The organism is Loktanella atrilutea (assembly GCF_900128995.1).
Classification (GTDB): domain Bacteria; phylum Pseudomonadota; class Alphaproteobacteria; order Rhodobacterales; family Rhodobacteraceae; genus Loktanella; species Loktanella atrilutea.
On record NZ_FQUE01000010.1, the window covers coordinates 1 to 18,362 of the forward strand.

The following is an 18,362-nucleotide window of genomic DNA, read 5'->3' on the forward strand; positions in this document are numbered from 1 at the left end:
GAACCAGACGCCGCTCGAAGCGCGCCGGACGCTTGAGCAATTTGAGGGCTCCGCGCCCGGCGCGCTTGCCCAAAACGACCGATCCGACTACCAATCTCAAACCCGCAGACTCTCGTTATGAACGAGGGACCCGAGGGGGGCAGGTCAAGCGTTTTGCAGACCCATGACAAAGCTGAGCGTGATGACCAGGAAAGTCTCGTGTTTTGTGCCCGGCACCATGGCGAGTGCGGCACCGGTAAGTAAAAGAATGACTGCCTCGGCGGCAATCGCCAGGGCGTAGATGGAGCGAATTTGCCGCCGTTCACCAGCTTGAATTGCGAGGGCGGCCATGCCCGCACCCGAAATAAACGCTGCGACCAGCCCCAAGAAGGAAAACGCCATTGTCATTGCGCCAGTCGCGAGGTGATCAGCAAATGCCGAAATGTTTCCTGTCATGTTTGCTGTGAACGTTCCGGCAAGAATAAATCCGACAGCATTCAGCGCACCGGCAATAGAAGAAAGTAGGCCTGCCAACATCAGATCAATATTTAACGTGCGGGCATCGCCAATTTTGATGAGCATTACAGTTCCAAACGGTCACGCCTTGAAGACGTTTCTTGCCACCTTTGATGCAAAAGAACATTCAAGTTCTTCACTGAAAAGCACCAGTGTAGAGTAGTATTAGACAAGCTGATCTGAAAGTAAGTAGAAAATCTGCATCAGATCTTAAGGCACTTTGAAGACGTTTAATCGGGTTTTGACAACCGACATTCGCTGCGAAGTCTAAATCTTGCAACATGGGCTCGAAGCCGACCTTCGCTGCGATCTGCACGAAGGTCCGCACAGATCCTACGGCCTGTGGCCCTCAACGCAAAGCGGTAATCTTTTGGAGTCGTCCCCGTTTTCGCTCGTTTCTATCGGCGACAGCACATCTGGTGTATGGACAGGTATGACACTGAAATCGGACTATCTCGTTTTCATCGACTTCGAGGCCTCTGGCCTCGGCCCGGGCACGTGGCCGATCGAGGTCGGGCTGGCCTGGATCGAGAATGGCGGCGTTAGGACTTGGTCGTCACTCATCCGGCCGGAGCCTACGTGGGATCCAGATGTCTGGTCGCCCCAAGCAGCGCAAATTCACCAGATTGATCGCACAGTTCTTGAAGCAGCGCCGAATGCATCAAGGGTTGCAGATGAACTGCTGGACAGGATCGAAGGCAAGCACATTGTCAGCGATTCCGGACATGATCGGTTCTGGGCAGAGCAATTGCTTGAGACGATCGATCTCATACCCCCGCGGTTCATGATGATCGAGACGGTCATCGCCGCCGCATGCAATGGTAACTCTGACATCATCAAGCACGTCAATGCCCATCTCCGGACGGCCCCACGGCCGCACAGAGCGGGTCCTGATGCAGCACGCCTGGCGGACGCCGTGCTTCTTGCGATGAGGTTGCAGGCCAGCCGTTGAGGCATGCTAAACGTGCTTAGCTGCAGTCCTACCTGAAAATGTCGGGATGAGCTTTCAGCGCGGACAACAGCGCAGCCGTCGCCAGCCTGACTTCCCGCTGTGCAGCAGTATCGTTTACCGCATCCCGTGGTAGAGACGCTTGCACCCGCCTGAGGTCGACCTCGAGATCTGATGCCGATTGCGCGCCTTCGGGGACCTGTCGTTCAGTCATTCGACCGGGCTCGGCTGCGGCTTGCGTTCTGGACATGCGCCATGCGGCCGCCATGTCATGAAAGGCGGTAGAGGTTTCGACATCAAGCTCTCGCTTGAACCGGCGATGACTAGCCGCCATGCGGGTTCCGACGTATGCGATCGTTGCCGCTGGTAGGAGGTAGAGCAGATCGAGGTATTCCATCAGAGCCTGCTCCACGCATAGGAAAACGGGCAAAATGCGGTGCGCTATGCCCCGATCATCCCTGACACAACAGTATAACTCAAGCTGCAAGATTTTCAGGTCGCATCATGGAAGACCGGCGGCCATGTCTGCGCTCACCTCCATGACTATATGGCCGTGCCGTCGGATATTGACAGCAATATGCGTGGCTGGTTCACCCGGCGGATGCAGCCATTTGCCTTTCATAAAGTCGACCGCAGTTCCCATCGCGCGGACAGAACAGCCACGGTCGCCGTCAAGCGATGTGTCGTTGGAGGATAAACCTTGTTGTCTGCACTGGTCCTTCGCACTGAACCTAAACCGCGAGAGACGTTCTACTCCTTCGTGGGCCGCTTGGCGGCGGTGAATGGCGTGAGCCTGCACGACTTCGTGACTGATTTTGGTCTGCGCAAGAATGGATTTTTTAAGCTGGACAGCGACGTTGTCCAGGCGATCGCTCAACTCGCTGATCTGAAACCCTCGCAGATTGATGAGATGGTATCTTGGACGGGACGTCCCCTCGAGGGCGTTCGGATGGCTTATCGAGGTGAGCAGATCGTTACACGTGCCATCAGGAATCCGGAGGTGCGTGGATGTCCCGATTGTCTGAGGCAAGACGTCGAGGGTGCTTCGCAACCCGTTGCCGCTATGGCAATGCGCGGTCAGTGGTTGCTGAGGCACTGTCACGTCTGCCTCTTGCATCGCAAGCTTCTGGTGCCGATCTGGTCTACCACGCATCCGTCAGTTCGCGACGACATTCAGGCGAATCTGTCGGAACTGAGCTCTTCGATCATCGGTGGCGAGTTCGCCGGGACTGTGGTCGCACCCTCTGCTTTCGATATGTGGCTGGATCGTCGTTTGGAGATGATGACAGATGATACGTGGCTCGGGCGGCATCCGCTGCACGTCATCGCGACGATGTGCGACCTCGTCGGACGTTTGATCGCCTACGAAGCGGGTGCCGCAGGCCGAGGTGGGGATGGTATCGATCTGCATCGCATATACGCCGCCGGTTTCGACTGCATGATCGGCGGGCAGGTAGCGCTGGAGCAGCTGCTTGAAAGACGGCTCAATGACCGCGCGCCGACCGATGGTCCACAGAAAGTTTTTTACCCGCTTTACCGCAAACTCGGAGCAGTGCTCACCTATGACCCCGGCTTCCATCATTTCCGTGACCTGATCCGAGAGCGGGTGTTGGACACGTGGCCGATGGCTACGGGAGAAATCGTCATGGGCACGGAGGTGCTGAAAAGAAAGTTGCATTCGATCGCATCACTGTCGCAGGAAACGGGGGAAGATTCAGGGACCTTGCGGCGTAGACTTGCGGCGAAGCAAATCATTGATCCCGGCGATGATCGCCCGGATGCTCAAATCACATTCCCGGTTCTCGCCTATGATCGGTTTGCGACTGACCTATCCGAGCTCGTGTTCCAGGCGGACGTGCGCGAAGCCATGGGGGCCACGGAACCGCAGTTTGACGGGCTGGTCGCCGAAGGGCTGATCGCACCGCGGGTCGCAGGCCAAAATCTTCGGCGCATCTGGTCAATGGACGACGGTCTCGCCATTCTCGCCCGATTGCAGCCAACAGCCTTATCAATAGCGCCCGGGGAGGATGGATGGGTTCAGCTTCAGGATGCCGCACGGCAGTTCAGGGCACCTCTGTCCAAAATCTTTGACGCTGTGGGCAAGGGCCGCCTGGTGGTCGGGAAAGTTACTGGCAGAGAGGGCTACGGTGCCATTCATGTCCGAGCCGACGAAATCGTCGCGATGTTCCGCAATCCCCAGCATGTCGGCCTTGCACCGTCAGCGTTCGGAGTCAGCGTCGGAGTGAAGACCGGTGGCGCGATTCAGTTGCTCATCGATCAGGGCTACATGACGGTCACCGAGCTCACGGATGCGCGCACGGGCGTCATTCACCAGCGGGTCCTCGAGCCGGATGCGACAAGTTTCCACACGCGATTCTTGACCGTCCGCACGACGGCGGCTGAGACAGGCATTTCATCATGGAAGCTGTCGGGCCTTCTACGTTCGCGAGGTGTTATTCCCTTCGAGACACCGCGCGGACCCGTCCTTGGTGTGTTCGACAGGCATGAGGTTTGGGCCGCTGTCCACGAAGAAATGCCGTCGCACGGTCAAATTCGTTAAAACAGCAGATAAACCTGTTCGGCGACGAGCCTTCGGGCAACGCTATGAATCTTGCTTGACAGAGGTTGCGCACGCTTTTGCTGCGTTTTGCGCACACTTCTCCTGAGTCTGACACACATTGGCATGAATGGAATTGGTGACCCCGACAGGACTTGAACCTGTAACCTGTCCCTTAGGAGGGGACTGTGGGGATTGCAAAATGTCCTCCCATCTCAGTCCACTAAGTGTGCTTCGCTAGGTAGGTTGTACTGAAAATGTACACGTTTGACTGGCACGCAAGGCATTGATGACCGTAAATCTGCCGCTTTTCCGAAGGTCAACGAAAGTGACTTGTGTCAAGAATCCTGCCTGTATAGGGTCGCAAGTAGAGTCACCATGCGTCGAAAATCCTGATGATGTCAGGAGAACGCCACTGTGCGTAGACCGCTTAAGGTCGTAGATTCATGGGGCTCATTTCACCGCCTAGGCTTACGGTTCCAGATTGCAAACGCAGTCTTGCCTTGGGGTGTGTCTTGAGCGTAAGAGCCCAATCCGGATTGTAATAATACATACTTTGCGAGCTCGATTTTGGCTTCCCTAGCGCCTTCCTGCAGGTGACGGCCATTTTTGTAAGCTGATACAGCACCAAGAATAACGTCATTTATTTGCAGAATGTCATCCTTTTTAGAGTCTTTCGAAACAAGGACTCTGACCGGACCAAAAGTTAGCCCATATTCCTTGCCGGCTCCAGCATTCAAAATGCGATGGAGCTTTTCCAAAGGTGTAGAGCTTAATCTACGGTCGAGACAAATGTACAGTGATGCGAGATCTCCGTAGTGCCCGACAACCTGATGGAGTAGCATTTGATAGTAGAGTTTCGAAATGCCGATGTCGGGATCACCATCGTTGAACCGAGTATGATCCCATAGGTGGTTGTCGAATGTTGTCGCTCGGAACCAAAGAGCGCCTCGGCGAGCGAAATCGAAATATATGTCAACCAGCTCCTTATATGCATCAAGTTTCTGGTTGGAAACTTTGCTCCATTTAAGTTCTGCGAACATGTTCGTTCTTATACGAAAGTCATGCACTGCCCGGTAAAGGGCATTCACATACAACCTCTGAACTACAGTTGCGCCTACGATCATATGGCGATCGTTGCTTATACCACTCTCGTCCGCGAAGATTGAGAAATCTTGGATGGGTGTATCAGGGGGGGTATAATCATTCATCGCGCTAGAAGGCGCAAGAAATGCTGTTAAAGTCAACTGTGGTCACATAAGTCCAAATGGCCGGTATCCGAATTTTGCAGCTAGCTAGGCTAGCAATTTTAGAACGAAGCATTTTCTGACAGTCATGGAAGCTCAGCCTCGACTAACCTTCTCGCGCAGATCCCGCTCGTCCACGTTGCTGTGCGCGTACACACGATCGGGCAGAGCGGAGTCAGCCCATCGTCCTGCTTTCGCGGCGCTGATCGGATCTAGCCCCTGCCGGACCCGCATCTCTGTATAAAATCCGTGACGTCCAGCTTGATGAGGCGGGAGATAAACGATCCCCGCTGTCTTGCAGATCGTCCGCCACCGAGCGTGCATGCTGCTCGGCACAGCGTATCCGAAGACGCGTGGCGGTAGCTTCTCTGCGCCAGTCCGCGCCCTGGGCCGTTTCGGCTTCAGGTTCGCTAGGCGGACGACCATGGCGCGGCTGATGGCGACCCACTGGGCAGGGTGACCCTTCGATTCTGCCAACCAGACCCGGCCATTCATCAGGTCCAGATCCTGCGGCCTCAGCTGCACGGCTTGGCCCACGCGGGCGGCAGTTTCGAACATGAAAGCGGCGAGGGCGGCATTGTAAACGTCGGCGCTCGCCATGAACTTTGCCAGCCACTCCCTGTCGCCTGGAGTTTTCTCGACGCGGCTCTGCTTGCCGCGGAGCTTGTCCTGTTCCATCCGTTCCTTGCGGCTGTAACCCCGTACGCGGATCGGAGGGCACAAGCCTTCGTCATGCGCATTGTTGATGACAGCGCGGACAGGCGTGACGATCTCGCGCCACCACGTGTCCGTCGCGCAGTTCGGCATCAGCCGAGGACCAATGCTGCGCAGCTCTTTCGGCGTGATTGATGCAAGAGTCCGACCAGTTAATTCCGGCAGTACGCGGAGAAGTGATTTCGCTGTGGCAGGTTTGGCGGGATAGAGAAGAATCCCGTCATCGAATGTCAGCGCGTCCGGCGCGTCTCCAACAATGTGACGACGTCTTTGCCTGGTCGTTTCTTCTGCGATCCAGTCCCGCGCACCTGCTTCTGTAAATGCGCCAGTGCTGATCCGCCGGTAGCTGGTGATCGGCTGGCCATCGAGCTCGATCTTGCCGCGTGCCCACCAGGTGCCGCCTCGGAGGTACGGTTCAAGCGGCATGCGGCATCCTCCAAGATTCGATCGAGCTGTGCGGGTGTAATTAGCATGGCCCCGTGACCGATCACCGTGCAAGCGCCCAGTGTGCGGGCCTTGGCGCGCAGCGTCCTGGCGGACACGGTCATGCCGCGCGCGGCGAAGACCTCTGACCACTCCTCAGGCGTGCGGCCTTCGTCCAGAATCTGAGCGCCGGTGGTCATCTGGCTTCCGATGTGCCGAACCGCAGCTCTGCCGGCACCCACGCATCGATGCGGGAGTTCTGCTCACGTGTCAGGCCATGTGCCTCGCGGACCGACATGTCATTGAACAGGCCGTCCAGCGCCTTCGCCTTGTCGGCCTTCTTCAGCTTGCCGAAGGTTTCACGCTGCTCATCGCCGAGGTCGAGGTCCAACAAGTTTGCCCAGAGCCGATCGAGATACGCCGGCGCGCAGCGTGACAGGAAGCCGGCGGCCGTTGGTGTCCAGGTGCGTCTGATCTGGGCACCAACCTCCTTCGCCAATGCATCTGACAGACCGCGGGTGTCCAGCTGCAAATGCCGGGCCAGCGTGCAGCTCAGCACGGCATTGCGGTGTTTCTTGCCCTTGGCCCTGAAGGCCTCGAATGCGGTCGCTGTTGCCGGGTCTGCCGCACGGGCGGAATCCTGCACCAGGCGTGCGTCGATCGTCGTGCCATCGATCTTGTCGGGGGTGATGTACGGCGTATCGAGGCGGACGTTCAGAGGCCGGCCATAGACGGAGACTTCGGGCGAAAAGCTGAAGGCCAGCAGATCCAGCATCAGCTCCGTCTTGTCGATCGCAGCCGATTGTAGCGCCGCAAGCTTGATCCGTGCCAGATCATCCAGCAGGTTCTGCGGCATGTCAGGGGCAGGGGTGGCAGTGCTACGGTCTATTGTAACCCCGTCACCGCCGCTCGATGTGGCATCGTCCGAGACTAACCCAGCACGTCGATAGGCCGCGGATCTCTGCAGCTCGCCGTGGCCGTCGACGTAGATGAAGATCCCGCCGTGCGCGATATCATCGTCGCTGTAGTCACCAAGCATTCGTTGCCGCAGCTCTTCGGCACGTTCGTGATCTGCCGTGCTGGCCTCGACCGCGTCAATCCGCGCCTCGATCGCGTCGAATTCCGCCTGATCGGCGTCGGTCAGTTCGACCGGTTCGCGGTGGATGCGATCGAATTTTGCCATCTTGCTGTAGTCAAGGTAACGTTCGGTGGTGAACTCGACCCAGCTCCAGCCATCAGCAACTTTGATCAGTTCGGCCTTTACTTGCAGCGCGTCTTTGAACAGCCGGTCCAGCAGCTTTTCGTCGTGCAGGTAGCTGGCGCCTTCGAACAGATCCGTGTCGGCAGTGCCGCCGGCATCGATGTAGTGGTTCAGTCCGACGAACACGACGCGGCGATCGTCGGAGCGAACATGGTCGCTGGTGAACATACGCCGGATCTCAGCCGCCGTTGTGCGGGGCTGAGTGGCGATATCCAAGGCCTGCGTGGCCGCTTCCGGTGTCGGGGCCAGCGTCAGGGCGCGGGCGACATCGATCGTGATCCTGTCGCCGCGGAGCGCGTCCAGGGCGTCAGCGGGCAGATCGGCGAGCTTCAGGCGTCGATCGACATGCAGTTCCGACTTGGCGAAGGTGCGGGCGATCATCGGGACCGAATTGCCCTGGTCGCGCATGCGGGCGTAGGCTCTGACCTCGTCGGCCGGATGCAGGTCGCTGCGGGCGGTGTTTTCGGTGCCGGACCACTGGACGGCGATCGCGGGATTGTCCGTGATCTTGACCGGGACCGGGTCGATGACGCGCACGATCTGAGATTTCTTCCATCCGCGCCCGGATTTCAGCAGCTGCAGGGCGCGCAGGCGTTTGCCGCCGCCGACGATGTCGATGCGACCGCTCTCAGTACGATAGCCGATCAGGTTTTGCAGAAGGCCGGATACTTGGATGCTGTCGGCCATTGCCTCGACTTCGGCATCGCTGACATCTGCGCGGGCATTGAGGTTGGACAGGGCCAAGTCAGAGAGCGGGATCATCTCGATTGCGGCGTCGGGCGACAGGTCATTCATACGATGGTCCTTTCCGGACTGGTCAGATGAGGGCGAAGGTCGCGGCGGTTGCAGCGATCCAGTACAGGGGTGTGACGATCAGCAGCGCGCCCATAATGTTCGGGCGAGGCGACAAGATCAGGATGCCTGCAAATAAGGCGTCTGCCGCGATGATCAGAGCGATCTGGACAGCCGCAAGCGTCATGCGACGGCGACCTGCATTAGCATAAACAGCACGAAGGCCAGCGCGAACATGACGGCGGCGGTGCCGTTGTCATGTTCCGTGTCGACGCCGGTGCGGATAGCCCGCACGATTTCGCAAATTCCGCGCGTGGTGGATGCCATTCCGATCGCGACGCAGGCGAGAGATGCGATGCAGAAAAGCACCCCCACCGCGCTGCTCAAGCTGCCGGGGATCATGCTGCGTCCTTTGTCGCCTGCGCTGTCCTGCGGGCACAGGCGCACCACTGCGCGATGGCCTCGGCCAACGTATCACCGGCGGTGCTGATGCCGTACATGGTCAGCGTCCAGTCGAACGGTCCCCAGTCACTTGTGTCTGGTTCACCGAGACGACCATCGCAGTCGACTACGGCATTGCGGACCAGCTGCTCGACCTCGTTGGCAGGGGTGAGGGCGATAAGGCGCTCGAGATCATCACGCAGTACGGTCATCACCGTCTCGGCGCTGTAGCCCAGGCGCGCCATCAGGTCGGGCGACGGGCGGACAGGAAGAATCATCACCATGTCGACACCTGCGGATCCACGGTGGCAGCAATGACGCTGATGGTGACCTGGGCAACGGTCAGGACCGAGACGGCAAGGATCATGCCGGCCCCGACGCCGACGAGCGGGGCCACCGCCACGTCCAGCAGCTTGCGGCGAGGCTTGCGGTGACGAATGTCTGTGATCGGGCCTGCAATCCGCAGGGTGCCATGATTGCGGGCGATGCGCTCGATCGTCATGCCGCACCGCCAGTCAGGATCGAGAGGCCACGAGCGACGACCTGCATTTGATTGATGCGGGACTGGTTGATCTGCTGCCCGCGCGCGGACTTCAGGACAGCCCAGGCATGGGTGCGGGTATGCGGGCGAGAGTTAGGGTCGAGCACGACGGCGCGCGCATCGCGTACCATCTGCGGCGTAGGAGGTGTGAAAGGCATGGTTCGGGCTCCATCAAGGGGTTGATGGAGATAATCGGTAGTCTGAATTATTCAGACTGTCTAGACAATAATCTGATAAAATCAGAAAACGGGGATCGGCCTAGTGGCGATAAACTGTTTGACTGGTAAGATCAAAACAAGAACATTAACTGTATTGGAGGCAATTTTTTGGCATTGATTCGTGTAACACGTATCCTTCGGCGACTTGGCCTTAACGTGAACTGGTTCGTAGATCGCCGGACGGCGAAAGCGAGGAAAGAGCCTCGAACAGTTTCGCCTGCACGCCTATGGGAAGGTGCTGAAAATCGCCATGAAGGATAAAATTGAAGTCTATGTTATGGTTTCTATATAGAAATCTAATCACATCGACGGATGGGCGGCCTGCCTTTTCTTGATAGGCATATGTCTTGTGATTTTTGCCCATCGCCTCTGCAAGATCACGTTGACCTAAGCCGGTTGCAATGCGGGCGGCAGCAAGCCGACGAGATATCGCCTCGTCGCTGGTGTCGCGAAATCCTGTAAGCCGCTCTTTTTCTTCGATATCCATGCCCTCTGATTACCTCACATTCTGACTTATTTGGAAGGCTGGTGATTTTGGTGATTGATAATCTGGATATTTCAGACTACGACCTGTCGTCATGTATGACACAACTCGCTCCTTTATCGAAAGCCTCGGCGGCTACCGCGCCGTAGCGAAGCGTCTCCGCCTCGGCGAGACGACGGTCCATGGTCACATGCTTGCCGGAACCCTTCCGGCAAAATGGTACGCGGCATGTATCGCAATGGCTGGTGAGCGAGGCATAGAGCCGCCTCAGCGGCAGCTCTTCAGTTTCATGCCATTGCCTGCACTCACCACTGACAGCACCCCCACCCCCGAAAGGACCGGATGAGGTCATGACCGACACGTTTCTCAACCAGACCGCGGCGCAGTTCGACCCGGACGAACGAACCGAGTGGGTCAGAGTCCCGCTAGTACCCTTCGATCCCACGATTTCGCTGACGCACCGTCCGCTGGTGTTGCGGACATTTAGGCGTCTGAAACTTTCCCCGAGCCTCTCGGTCGATCTTCTACCTGTGGCGACGACAACTGCCCGTCCGGGGACAGCCATCCGCCTGCCAGACCCGCCCGCTGGAGGTGCATCATGAGGTTGATTGCCATCACGGGGTTCAGGTGGATGTCGGTCATCGGTGCCACACCCGTCGCCAGCCGCAACACGACACCGTGGGGCCACGAGCGCAAGGCAAAGCTGGTTGCCTCGACCGCCCTTCGCCCTTCTGCTGGCGTAGGTTCCGCCGGCTGGGTTTCGACCATCGTAGCTGACCAAGCATCTGCTTCTTGCTGTGTGAAGGCTGGCCGCATCTTCGGTGCCATCTGTCGTCTCCTTTATCTCATGTCGGTAAATCTTCGTCCGATTCTGCACCGACTGACAATCGCCAACGACACCCCCGAAAGGATCGGATGATGTTGCGCCCTCTTCGCTGGATGCTGTGCCGGCTGAATGCCGCGATTCGACAAGCCGAGAGCGAGGCCTATCAGGTCCGCAAGGTGACGGACGATCACATTCGCAAGCTGGCACGGATTGAGGCCAGCCGGCTGATCCATGACCGGCGCCGGCATGAACGTGCGAAGGCAGCGCGTCATGACTGACCGGTCGCATCAGCCCCGCACCCTGATCTCGTCCGATAGATCCCAGAGCGCTTCGCTGAGCGCGGGGTCGATCTGTCCCACCCGGTCCGCCTGCTCGGCCAGATCCTGTGCGACCAGGATCGTCGCCCCCGGGCGCTGGTCCTCAATCACGCGCAGGATCGCCAGCATGGTCGCCTTCTGCGCGGCGGCTTCGGTCCGCAACTCCTCGATCAGGGTCGCTTCGTTCTCGTCATCGTCCATGGGCCTGCTCCTTCCGGTCCAGTGGGCGAGGTTTGCCTTGCACCTCCTCCCGCAGGGTGAATCGTCGCTGCGGCGCGGATGCCGGAGGATGCTCGCATGAGCCGCCTTCGCATCGTGGCGGATGAGTCCGCGCCGCAGCACCAGGATAGGCCGAACCGCCGCCGCATGTCCCGGTCCGATGTTTCGGTGCGCCGTGTCGGCAATGTCCTGTACTTGCGCCAGAACGAGGCCAGCGATTTCAAGGTCTGGTTTGCCGGGGCATGGGCGGAATTCCTGCGGTCCCAGTTCGCGAATCCGGAAGAGGTCGCCAGCGCATTCACCGTGCGCAGCAGCACTGCGTGGACCTGGTGGAACGGCGACAACAAAGCCTCCGGTGACATCGTCATGCGGATGGCCATGGAACACCCCGAGGTCGCGGACTGGTTTCGCGATCAATGGGCAAGGCGGTGCGCATGAATGCCTGCCATCAGTCGACGCGACCCGGGCCTGGGCTGCGTCTGTCGAGGGGCATCGTGCCCCCAACTTCCGGGTGCGGTGCTGCCGCCGCACCCGTTTTTTCCCAGATCAGAGACGTCGCGGCATCCATCAATCATCCGATGGTTCGGGGCCTGACCGGGGGGGCCAGGCTGCCGCACGGACGTGCCCCCCACCTCCTCCCTGTTGAACTAAGGGACGGCCGTCATCGGCCGTCCCCGCTTTTTCCGGGAGAACCCACGTGACGCGCGCGGCGGACATGCTCTCGCTGCGGCCCTTCGGCGGATTCGACTTCATCATGGCGGATCCGCCGTGGCGGTTCGAACTGCACAGCGAGGCGGGAGAGGGCAGGGCGCCGCAGGCGCATTACGATTGCATGGCCCTCGTCGACATCCAGGCGCTGCCCGTCGAGGGGATTGCCGCAAAGGATTGCCTGCTGTGGCTGTGGGCCATCAATCCGATGTTGCCGCAGGCGCTCATCGTGCTCGACAGCTGGGGGTTTACCTTCAAGACCGCCGGCTCGTGGTGCAAACGGACGAAGCATGGGAAGGATGCCTTCGGTACCGGCTACGTGCTGCGGTCCAGCAACGAGCCCTTTCTGATCGCAACCCGCGGTGCGCCGAAAACTACCAAATCCACGCGATCGACGATTCCGACCTATGACGACTGGTTTCATGCGGACGGCTGTTGGCCGGCCGGATCGATCACGATCGAGGGCCGGACCCGGGCGCACAGTCAAAAGCCAGAGGAATGTTTCGCCGCAGCGGAAGGGCTGATGCCCGTTGCCCGGCGTATCGAGCTGTTCTCGCGCACGAACCGACCGGGCTGGACCAGCTGGGGCGCAGAGGTCGGCAAGCTGAACCCGACAGAGGAGGTCGCATGACTTATCGCGCAATCACCATCGGCGACCGGCCAGTTCTTGTCGCCAAACCCGGACCGATTCCCGAGCTTAGCTTTCTGTCGATCGACAAGCTGCTGATCGACGGCGACTACCAGCGACCGCTGAACCCGTCGAACTGGAAGGCCATCGAGCGCATCGCCGCCGCCTTCAACTGGGCCCATTTCACGCCAATCATTGCAGCGCCGACTGATCAGGGACTGTTCAGCGTTATCGATGGTCAGCATCGGACGCACGCGGCGCTGATGATCGGGGCGGCAACCGTTCCTGCAATGATCGTGACCCTCAGCGAGTCGCAGCAGGCCCGTGCCTTCAGTGCGATCAACGGTCAGATCACCGCAATCAGCGGATTTCACATCTACCGCGCCGCGCTCGTGGCGATGGAACCTTGGGCACTGGCCTGCCGCGAAGTGGTTGCTCAGGGTGGTTGCGAGCTGATGGTCTATCAGCCGCACGGTGCGTCGAAAAAGCCGCGTCAGATCTACACGATTTCCCTGATCCGTCGGCACGTCGATGCCGGGCGCGGCGCGATGGTATCTGCGGCATTGCGGGCGATGCTCCATTGCCCCTGCACCGACACGGTTGCGATCTGGGGCAATGCCTGGCTATCGCCATGGTTCGCCGTATTGCAGACCCGCCCGCGTTCGCTGCAGCGCGATCTGGCCGGATTTCTGCAACGTTACGACCCGGTCTGGATAGAGCGCTACGTGCGCGACCTGCACCGCGAACCTGAATTCGCGGGCATGTCACGTCAGGGCATGATGCAGAGGATCATCGCCAAGCTGCTGGACAACTGGCTGAAGGATGGAGGTCAGTCATGAGCGCTGAAGATCGCCTGCTCGCTGCCTTCCTTGGGCTGGCCATCGTCGATCGGCCTGAACTCGCAGCGTTGCAATCCAATACCCCAGTCACGGTTCCGCTGGCTGCGCGTACCCCGCCTCCCCCAGAGCCGGAGCCGCAGGATGAGCAGCCGCGGCCTGACGTGCGGGCAATGCTGGCCGATCTGCAGGCGGCAATGCCGGAACTGCCAGTTGGAGCGCCGGGCTGGGAAGCCACCCGGCCGGCCTGGCCGGACAGCTGGTTCAACAATCATGACCCGGGTGACGTCGTTGCCTGTCGCAGGCTTTGGGCAAGTGCACTGTTGGCCTGCATCCGCGACAGGATCCACGAGATGACCGTGCATGAAGAGCGTCGGTTCGGCGCGGCACGCGTTGGAGCCGGCTGGATCGGGTCACGCGATTTCCACGAAATGTGCGCCCTGGCAGACGTCGATGGCGTCGCCGTTGCGGAGCGGCTGGCACGGATCGATGAGGATCCCGCGCTGCGTGATCGCATCCTGAAAGAGGGGGCGCACAAGTCCCATTCTGCCGCTGGTAGTGTGCATGACTGACCGCATTGCCAGCAGCACGCCGTTCATCCCATCCGTGGCATTTGGCCTGAAGGCGGTGGCACTGGCCATGAAAGCCAAGACTGCCCGCTTGGTGAGCGGCGAAGCCGAGGCCTTGATCGAAGCGTGTCAGCAGCTCATGCCGGACGATCACGAAGCACTGGCAGCCGTGCAGGGTTTTGCTGCGGCGACTGCGCTCGACCAGCCCACCGCAGGGCGGGCACTGCATGACTTCATCATCACCCGCGGTGGTCAGATGGCCAATGTCGCGCGGAGGACCGACGAGGCGCTGCGGCAGCAGTCGCCAACACATTTCGACTGGCAGGCACGGAAGGACTGTGGCCATGGCTGACGCGACTCCAATGCCCTCCCGGGCAACCCTCTACCCAATCGAGCGCGCGCTTGTGAATACGGCAGTCTCGATCGTCACATGCACATCGTACACGGCACGCGTGCTCTTGATCGGTCGGCTGGCGAAGATCATGCAGCAGGTCGCCGATGAGCCAACCGGGGACAAGATGAGTCCGGCCGAGGTCGCCGCGATTCAGCAGGCCAATGATATTCGTTTTGGGCCGCTGGCCCGTATCGAATCCGCAGCGGCCCGCCTCGTGCGCCTCTATCGGAAGGATGCCACCCGAACGCCAGCGGATCTGCAGCAGGCCATTGGCGAACTCAGGGCGGGTATCTCGCTGTATTTCATTGATCGATCTGACGCTGCTTGTGATGCGATCGGGATTCCTCTGAATGTGCCTGCGGTCGTTCCGGGTGCGGGGGATGAGAGTGCCCAATGCGCATGATGGATGACGCTCGCCTCGATGCCGCCAAGGCCATCCCGATCATGGAGGTTGCCAAGCGGCTGGACCTTCTGGCTGGGCTGAAGCGGGCGGGACGGGAATGGGTCGGTCCGTGTCCTAGCTGCGGCGGCAATGACCGCTTCGGCATCAATCCCGATGCCCAGGTCTACAACTGTCGTCACTGTGGCGGTGGCGACGGGCTCGCGCTGGTCCAACTTGTCCAAGCCTGCGACTTTCCCGCGGCGCTGGCGTTTCTGGTCGGTGAGAGAGAGGTTGAGATCGATTCGGCAGAGGCGCGGCGGCGGGCTGCGCAGCGCGCAGCCGACCAAGCGAAGCGAGATGCGAAGGCGGAGAAGGCCCGGCTGGAAGCCATTCGAGCTGGGCGGGCCATATGGGACCAAGGGCAGGATGCCGCCGGGACGGCTGTGTCGGGCTACCTCGCGGCACGGGGTTTGCCGCCTGCAATCTGTTCTGCGCCACCGGCCTGCCTGAAGTTCCATCCAGCGCTGCCCTACATGCAGAAGGATCCGGATGGGCGGGGCTGGATCACATTGCACACCGGCCCTGCAATGCTGGCCGCCTGCCGCGCGCCCAATGGCAATATCTCGGCGGTGCATCGTACCTGGATCGATCTGGGCAAGCCCAAGGGCAAGGCGGTGATCCGGAATGCTGATGGTGAGGCGCTACCGGTCAAGAAGCTGCTCGGGTCTAAGCGTCGCTCGGCGATCCGCTTCTACACCGTCCCGCATTTCCACACGCTCGTGATGGGAGAGGGGATCGAGACGACGCTGACGGCTCTCGCTGCCCGGGCTTTCGAGGATGCGGCCTATTGGGCCGGCATCGATCTCGGGCATATGGCCGGCCGCCGCAACCTGCGCGGCGAGGGCATGAAATATGCCGGGATTCCGGACTACCACGACACGGACGCCTTCGTACCGCCGCCGTGGGTCAAGAGGCTGATCTTCATTCAGGACGGCGACTCCGAGCCGCGGTCGACTCGGGCCAAGCTGCTCGCCGGTTTGCGCCGCGCAAAATACCACATCCCCGGCCTGCGCACGTCGATCGTGCATGCGGGCGAGGGGATGGATCTGAACGATGTCCTGATGGGCTCGATCGAGGACTGATGATGGATTTCCCTGACCCATGTACGTTCCCAGCTTTCGATGGCGAGAATCCGGTCGACGTAACCGCCGAAGCGGGTCGAGTTGCGGTGCTTCAGTCATTGGTCGACCCAATGCGTGCAACGACGTCGGATGAAGCCGCGCAGGCCTGTGTGACTGGCGCTCTCGTCGGCGTAGTTCATGCCGCGCTGCTGATCATGCCGCCCGAACATCACCGCCACATGATCCAGAACCTTTCAAATGCTCTCCCTTGGGCCGCGAGCTACGCCCGCGACCTGATGAACCTGCCACCCCTGAAGGACAGCTGATGACCGACAAGCTTGATCCCGTTCGCGCCCGGCTCGCGGCTGCCGAAGACATCGAATTCGACGACGTCCCACCTCAAGACTCGGCCGAGTGGAATCCCGCTGACGATGATCCCGGGCCCGGCGAGGCCGATCGTCAAACCCCGGACCCCTCTGGGGAAGCTGAAGTCGAGCTGCCTCCCTTGGCGCGGGCGGCAATGCAGCCATTAAACGACTACGGCAATGCACAGCGATTCATCATCCATTTCGGCACCGACATCATGTTCGTGCCGCGCGTAGGCTGGTTCACGTGGTCGGACATGCACTGGGCAAAGGACACCGACCTTCTTGACGTGCGTGGCCGTGCCCAGCAGATCTGGTCACTGATCGAGAAGGAAGCCGAGCATATCCGCCCGACCGACAAGGAACGGGCCCTCATGGATGAAGGCTATTCACTGCGCCGGAGACAGCGCGAGCTCGACGACATCGGCGCCCTCGATGAGGAGCAGCGCGAAGAGCATCAGCGCAATGAGGGCCGTCTGGCCGTAATCGCGAAGAAGCTCACCGCCTACAATAAGAAGATCGGCACCCGGATGACCTTTGCGAAGGACGCCGGCAACGCGGGTCGCATGGACCGGATGATCAGCGAAGCACAAACGGGCAAGGCCGTTGCCTTCGAGAAGCTCGATTCCAACCCGTACGAGGTGAACACCGCGACTGGTTTGCTGCGGTTCTCGGTTACCGCGCCGCCCGACAAGCCCAAAGCAAAGCTCGCAGAAGTGGATGTCCTGGCGCACGACCGCAGACAGCTGCAGACCAAGCTCATCGACGTGGCATACAGCCCTCACGCCCCTTGCGAGAAATTCGACACCTTCCTGACCCGCATCCAGCCGCATCGTGAGATGCGCGAGTTCATTCAGCGTTGGTTCGGTCTGAGCCTGCTGGGGCTGAAGACCTCGAACATGGCGGTGTTCTACGGCAACGGCGCCAATGGCAAATCGGTGTTGGTCGACGTCATCGCGCGGATCATGGCCGGCTATGCCGCATCGCTTCGGGTCGAGAGTATCACGGGTACGAACCGGCGGGGCGGGGCTGAGGCGACGCCTGACCTCATCCCGCTGCTCGGCGCGCGCTTCGTGCGCACGTCAGAGCCGGACCAGAACACACCGCTGCAGGAGGGCCTGATCAAGATGATGACCGGTGGCGAGCCAATCCCGGTGCGGGCAAACTACGGCGACCAGATCGATCTCGATCCGAACTTCAAGCTGACCATGTCGACCAACCACAAACCGGATATCCGGGGCGGTGACGACGGCATCTGGCGACGTGTCCTGCTGGTCCCGTTCGACGTCCAGATCCCGGTCGCAGAGCGGGATGAACGTTTCGGTGAAACCCTCTGGGAAGAGCGGGAAGGAATCCTGCGATGGCTGGTGGAGGGCGCTATGGCGTTCCTCGAGCTGGGCTTGTCACCACCGCAGGCGATCACGGCCGCCACCGACGAATATCGCGAGGAAAGCGATCCGTTCGGGGCCTTCCTGATGCAGGCCTGCGAGATCACCGGGAACTACACCGACAGCATCCTCGCCGCGGACCTGGTCGAGATGTTCAACTACTACCTGATGGAGCGCGGGATGACCGTGTGGAAGCCATCGACGTTCTCGCGGCAGTTCGCGGCCCGTGCCAGGCAGTGGAAGCACCCAGTCACCGGCTTAAAGATTACCCACAGCAAGGCGTCACGGATCCAGTACCTCGGTCTGAAGCTGACGGCCGACTTCAAGCGCAGGTTCGAGACGGCACCGCGCGACAGTCGCAATGCGATCACTGGCATCGCGCGTGATCCTGCGTCCGACCCCGCACCCCCTGAGGACTTCTAACGGGAGGCTAGGGAGGATAGCGTCCCTGTCGCGGGAGGATGTCTTCAAAGGGGTGTGGGGGAAA

General features: G+C 60.2%; 25 protein-coding genes and 1 pseudogene. 13 read left to right on the forward strand and 13 right to left on the reverse strand.

From position 1 onward, the window contains the following. A pseudogene (locus BUA54_RS21570) lies at window positions 1-121 on the forward strand (IS3 family transposase); the annotation flags it as partial. 23 nt (window positions 122-144) lie between these two features. Here the strand turns inward: BUA54_RS21570 and BUA54_RS16275 are convergent. Continuing rightward, window positions 145-561 (reverse strand): YoaK family protein, encoded by a 417-nt coding sequence (locus BUA54_RS16275; RefSeq protein WP_084114482.1) that lies wholly within the window; start codon window positions 559-561, stop codon window positions 145-147. A 367-nt stretch (window positions 562-928) separates the two neighbouring features. Between BUA54_RS16275 and BUA54_RS16280 the strand changes: the two genes are divergently transcribed. After that, on the forward strand, window positions 929-1,447 hold the full coding sequence (locus BUA54_RS16280) for a 3'-5' exonuclease family protein (RefSeq protein ID WP_072858328.1): 519 nt from the start codon (window positions 929-931) through the stop codon (window positions 1,445-1,447). A gap of 28 nt (window positions 1,448-1,475) precedes the next feature. Here BUA54_RS16280 and BUA54_RS16285 read toward each other — a convergent pair whose 3' ends face one another. Then, on the reverse strand, window positions 1,476-1,841 hold the full coding sequence (locus tag BUA54_RS16285; protein WP_143155464.1) for a hypothetical protein: 366 nt from the start codon (window positions 1,839-1,841) through the stop codon (window positions 1,476-1,478). 303 nt (window positions 1,842-2,144) lie between these two features. On the opposite strand from BUA54_RS16285, the gene BUA54_RS16290 reads away from it, so the two are divergent. After that, entirely contained in the window at window positions 2,145-4,004 is a 1,860-nt protein-coding gene (locus BUA54_RS16290) for a TniQ family protein (protein WP_072858330.1), read from the forward strand. Window positions 4,005-4,459: 455 nt separating this feature from the next. Here BUA54_RS16290 and BUA54_RS20885 read toward each other — a convergent pair whose 3' ends face one another. The 10 genes from BUA54_RS20885 to BUA54_RS16330 form a co-directional block, all read right to left on the reverse strand. Beyond that, window positions 4,460-5,212, reverse strand: coding sequence for a DUF3800 domain-containing protein (locus BUA54_RS20885; protein WP_072858331.1), 753 nt, complete (start codon window positions 5,210-5,212; stop codon window positions 4,460-4,462). Between the two features lie 132 nt (window positions 5,213-5,344). Next, a complete protein-coding gene (locus BUA54_RS16300) occupies window positions 5,345-6,388 on the reverse strand; it encodes a tyrosine-type recombinase/integrase (protein WP_084114484.1) in 1,044 nt (347 codons plus the stop codon). 193 nt (window positions 6,389-6,581) lie between these two features. Continuing rightward, the gene (locus BUA54_RS16305; protein WP_072858333.1) at window positions 6,582-8,441 is read right to left on the reverse strand and encodes a ParB/RepB/Spo0J family partition protein; all 1,860 of its coding nucleotides are present in this window, start codon (window positions 8,439-8,441) and stop codon (window positions 6,582-6,584) included. 22 nt (window positions 8,442-8,463) lie between these two features. Continuing rightward, complete coding sequence (locus BUA54_RS21270) at window positions 8,464-8,625, reverse strand: hypothetical protein (protein ID WP_178352771.1); 162 nt, start codon at window positions 8,623-8,625, stop codon at window positions 8,464-8,466. Continuing rightward, entirely contained in the window at window positions 8,622-8,840 is a 219-nt protein-coding gene (locus BUA54_RS16310; protein WP_072858334.1) for a hypothetical protein, read from the reverse strand. The genes BUA54_RS21270 and BUA54_RS16310 overlap by 4 nt, the downstream gene beginning before the upstream one ends. Continuing rightward, window positions 8,837-9,163, reverse strand: a complete 327-nt coding sequence (locus BUA54_RS16315) for a hypothetical protein (RefSeq protein WP_072858335.1) — start codon at window positions 9,161-9,163, stop codon at window positions 8,837-8,839. Before BUA54_RS16315 ends, BUA54_RS16310 begins: the two co-directional genes overlap by 4 nt. After that, entirely contained in the window at window positions 9,157-9,381 is a 225-nt protein-coding gene (locus BUA54_RS16320; protein ID WP_072858336.1) for a hypothetical protein, read from the reverse strand. Before BUA54_RS16320 ends, BUA54_RS16315 begins: the two co-directional genes overlap by 7 nt. Then, window positions 9,378-9,578 (reverse strand): hypothetical protein, encoded by a 201-nt coding sequence (locus tag BUA54_RS20895; protein WP_143155466.1) that lies wholly within the window; start codon window positions 9,576-9,578, stop codon window positions 9,378-9,380. Before BUA54_RS20895 ends, BUA54_RS16320 begins: the two co-directional genes overlap by 4 nt. A 211-nt stretch (window positions 9,579-9,789) precedes the next feature. Continuing rightward, entirely contained in the window at window positions 9,790-10,125 is a 336-nt protein-coding gene (locus tag BUA54_RS20900) for a helix-turn-helix transcriptional regulator (protein WP_072858337.1), read from the reverse strand. A 480-nt stretch (window positions 10,126-10,605) separates the two neighbouring features. Next, the gene (locus BUA54_RS16330) at window positions 10,606-10,950 is read right to left on the reverse strand and encodes a hypothetical protein (protein ID WP_072858338.1); all 345 of its coding nucleotides are present in this window, start codon (window positions 10,948-10,950) and stop codon (window positions 10,606-10,608) included. 90 nt (window positions 10,951-11,040) lie between these two features. Between BUA54_RS16330 and BUA54_RS20905 the strand changes: the two genes are divergently transcribed. Continuing rightward, window positions 11,041-11,226, forward strand: a complete 186-nt coding sequence (locus BUA54_RS20905; protein WP_143155467.1) for a hypothetical protein — start codon at window positions 11,041-11,043, stop codon at window positions 11,224-11,226. A gap of 9 nt (window positions 11,227-11,235) precedes the next feature. On the opposite strand, the gene BUA54_RS16335 is transcribed toward BUA54_RS20905, so the two are convergent. Continuing rightward, window positions 11,236-11,466: a hypothetical protein gene (locus BUA54_RS16335; protein ID WP_072858339.1), complete on the reverse strand. Its 231-nt coding sequence runs from the start codon at window positions 11,464-11,466 to the stop codon at window positions 11,236-11,238. Window positions 11,467-11,562: 96 nt separating this feature from the next. Between BUA54_RS16335 and BUA54_RS16340 the strand changes: the two genes are divergently transcribed. The 9 genes from BUA54_RS16340 to BUA54_RS16380 all read left to right on the forward strand — a co-directional run bounded on the left by BUA54_RS16340 (window position 11,563) and on the right by BUA54_RS16380 (window position 18,298). Further along, entirely contained in the window at window positions 11,563-11,922 is a 360-nt protein-coding gene (locus tag BUA54_RS16340) for a hypothetical protein (RefSeq protein WP_072858340.1), read from the forward strand. Window positions 11,923-12,181: 259 nt separating this feature from the next. After that, complete coding sequence (locus tag BUA54_RS16345; RefSeq protein WP_245810735.1) at window positions 12,182-12,823, forward strand: MT-A70 family methyltransferase; 642 nt, start codon at window positions 12,182-12,184, stop codon at window positions 12,821-12,823. Then, on the forward strand, window positions 12,820-13,659 hold the full coding sequence (locus BUA54_RS16350) for a ParB N-terminal domain-containing protein (protein ID WP_072858341.1): 840 nt from the start codon (window positions 12,820-12,822) through the stop codon (window positions 13,657-13,659). Before BUA54_RS16345 ends, BUA54_RS16350 begins: the two co-directional genes overlap by 4 nt. Next, window positions 13,656-14,228, forward strand: a complete 573-nt coding sequence (locus BUA54_RS16355) for a hypothetical protein (RefSeq protein ID WP_143155468.1) — start codon at window positions 13,656-13,658, stop codon at window positions 14,226-14,228. Before BUA54_RS16350 ends, BUA54_RS16355 begins: the two co-directional genes overlap by 4 nt. Continuing rightward, the gene (locus BUA54_RS16360; RefSeq protein ID WP_143155469.1) at window positions 14,221-14,577 is read left to right on the forward strand and encodes a hypothetical protein; all 357 of its coding nucleotides are present in this window, start codon (window positions 14,221-14,223) and stop codon (window positions 14,575-14,577) included. The genes BUA54_RS16355 and BUA54_RS16360 overlap by 8 nt, the downstream gene beginning before the upstream one ends. Further along, window positions 14,570-15,022, forward strand: coding sequence for a hypothetical protein (locus tag BUA54_RS16365; RefSeq protein ID WP_072858344.1), 453 nt, complete (start codon window positions 14,570-14,572; stop codon window positions 15,020-15,022). Before BUA54_RS16360 ends, BUA54_RS16365 begins: the two co-directional genes overlap by 8 nt. After that, window positions 15,019-16,143, forward strand: coding sequence for a DUF7146 domain-containing protein (locus BUA54_RS16370; protein ID WP_072858462.1), 1,125 nt, complete (start codon window positions 15,019-15,021; stop codon window positions 16,141-16,143). Before BUA54_RS16365 ends, BUA54_RS16370 begins: the two co-directional genes overlap by 4 nt. Beyond that, on the forward strand, window positions 16,143-16,448 hold the full coding sequence (locus BUA54_RS16375) for a hypothetical protein (RefSeq protein ID WP_143155470.1): 306 nt from the start codon (window positions 16,143-16,145) through the stop codon (window positions 16,446-16,448). The genes BUA54_RS16370 and BUA54_RS16375 overlap by 1 nt, the downstream gene beginning before the upstream one ends. Then, window positions 16,448-18,298, forward strand: coding sequence for a DNA primase family protein (locus tag BUA54_RS16380; protein ID WP_072858346.1), 1,851 nt, complete (start codon window positions 16,448-16,450; stop codon window positions 18,296-18,298). Before BUA54_RS16375 ends, BUA54_RS16380 begins: the two co-directional genes overlap by 1 nt. Window positions 18,299-18,362: the final 64 nt, after the last annotated feature.

Coding starts and splice junctions, on each gene's coding strand:
- BUA54_RS16275 (WP_084114482.1), bottom strand. CDS start 561: ATGCTCATCAAAATTGGCGATGCCCGCACGTTAAATATTGATCTGATG.
- BUA54_RS16280 (WP_072858328.1), top strand. CDS start 929: ATGACACTGAAATCGGACTATCTCGTTTTCATCGACTTCGAGGCCTCT.
- BUA54_RS16285 (WP_143155464.1), bottom strand. CDS start 1,841: ATGGAATACCTCGATCTGCTCTACCTCCTACCAGCGGCAACGATCGCA.
- BUA54_RS20885 (WP_072858331.1), bottom strand. CDS start 5,212: ATGAATGATTATACCCCCCCTGATACACCCATCCAAGATTTCTCAATC.
- BUA54_RS16300 (WP_084114484.1), bottom strand. CDS start 6,388: ATGCCGCTTGAACCGTACCTCCGAGGCGGCACCTGGTGGGCACGCGGC.
- BUA54_RS16305 (WP_072858333.1), bottom strand. CDS start 8,441: ATGAATGACCTGTCGCCCGACGCCGCAATCGAGATGATCCCGCTCTCT.
- BUA54_RS21270 (WP_178352771.1), bottom strand. CDS start 8,625: ATGACGCTTGCGGCTGTCCAGATCGCTCTGATCATCGCGGCAGACGCC.
- BUA54_RS16310 (WP_072858334.1), bottom strand. CDS start 8,840: ATGATCCCCGGCAGCTTGAGCAGCGCGGTGGGGGTGCTTTTCTGCATC.
- BUA54_RS16315 (WP_072858335.1), bottom strand. CDS start 9,163: ATGGTGATGATTCTTCCTGTCCGCCCGTCGCCCGACCTGATGGCGCGC.
- BUA54_RS16320 (WP_072858336.1), bottom strand. CDS start 9,381: ATGACGATCGAGCGCATCGCCCGCAATCATGGCACCCTGCGGATTGCA.
- BUA54_RS20895 (WP_143155466.1), bottom strand. CDS start 9,578: ATGCCTTTCACACCTCCTACGCCGCAGATGGTACGCGATGCGCGCGCC.
- BUA54_RS20900 (WP_072858337.1), bottom strand. CDS start 10,125: ATGGATATCGAAGAAAAAGAGCGGCTTACAGGATTTCGCGACACCAGC.
- BUA54_RS16330 (WP_072858338.1), bottom strand. CDS start 10,950: ATGGCACCGAAGATGCGGCCAGCCTTCACACAGCAAGAAGCAGATGCT.
- BUA54_RS20905 (WP_143155467.1), top strand. CDS start 11,041: ATGTTGCGCCCTCTTCGCTGGATGCTGTGCCGGCTGAATGCCGCGATT.
- BUA54_RS16335 (WP_072858339.1), bottom strand. CDS start 11,466: ATGGACGATGACGAGAACGAAGCGACCCTGATCGAGGAGTTGCGGACC.
- BUA54_RS16340 (WP_072858340.1), top strand. CDS start 11,563: ATGAGCCGCCTTCGCATCGTGGCGGATGAGTCCGCGCCGCAGCACCAG.
- BUA54_RS16350 (WP_072858341.1), top strand. CDS start 12,820: ATGACTTATCGCGCAATCACCATCGGCGACCGGCCAGTTCTTGTCGCC.
- BUA54_RS16355 (WP_143155468.1), top strand. CDS start 13,656: ATGAGCGCTGAAGATCGCCTGCTCGCTGCCTTCCTTGGGCTGGCCATC.
- BUA54_RS16360 (WP_143155469.1), top strand. CDS start 14,221: ATGACTGACCGCATTGCCAGCAGCACGCCGTTCATCCCATCCGTGGCA.
- BUA54_RS16365 (WP_072858344.1), top strand. CDS start 14,570: ATGGCTGACGCGACTCCAATGCCCTCCCGGGCAACCCTCTACCCAATC.
- BUA54_RS16370 (WP_072858462.1), top strand. CDS start 15,019: ATGATGGATGACGCTCGCCTCGATGCCGCCAAGGCCATCCCGATCATG.
- BUA54_RS16375 (WP_143155470.1), top strand. CDS start 16,143: ATGATGGATTTCCCTGACCCATGTACGTTCCCAGCTTTCGATGGCGAG.
- BUA54_RS16380 (WP_072858346.1), top strand. CDS start 16,448: ATGACCGACAAGCTTGATCCCGTTCGCGCCCGGCTCGCGGCTGCCGAA.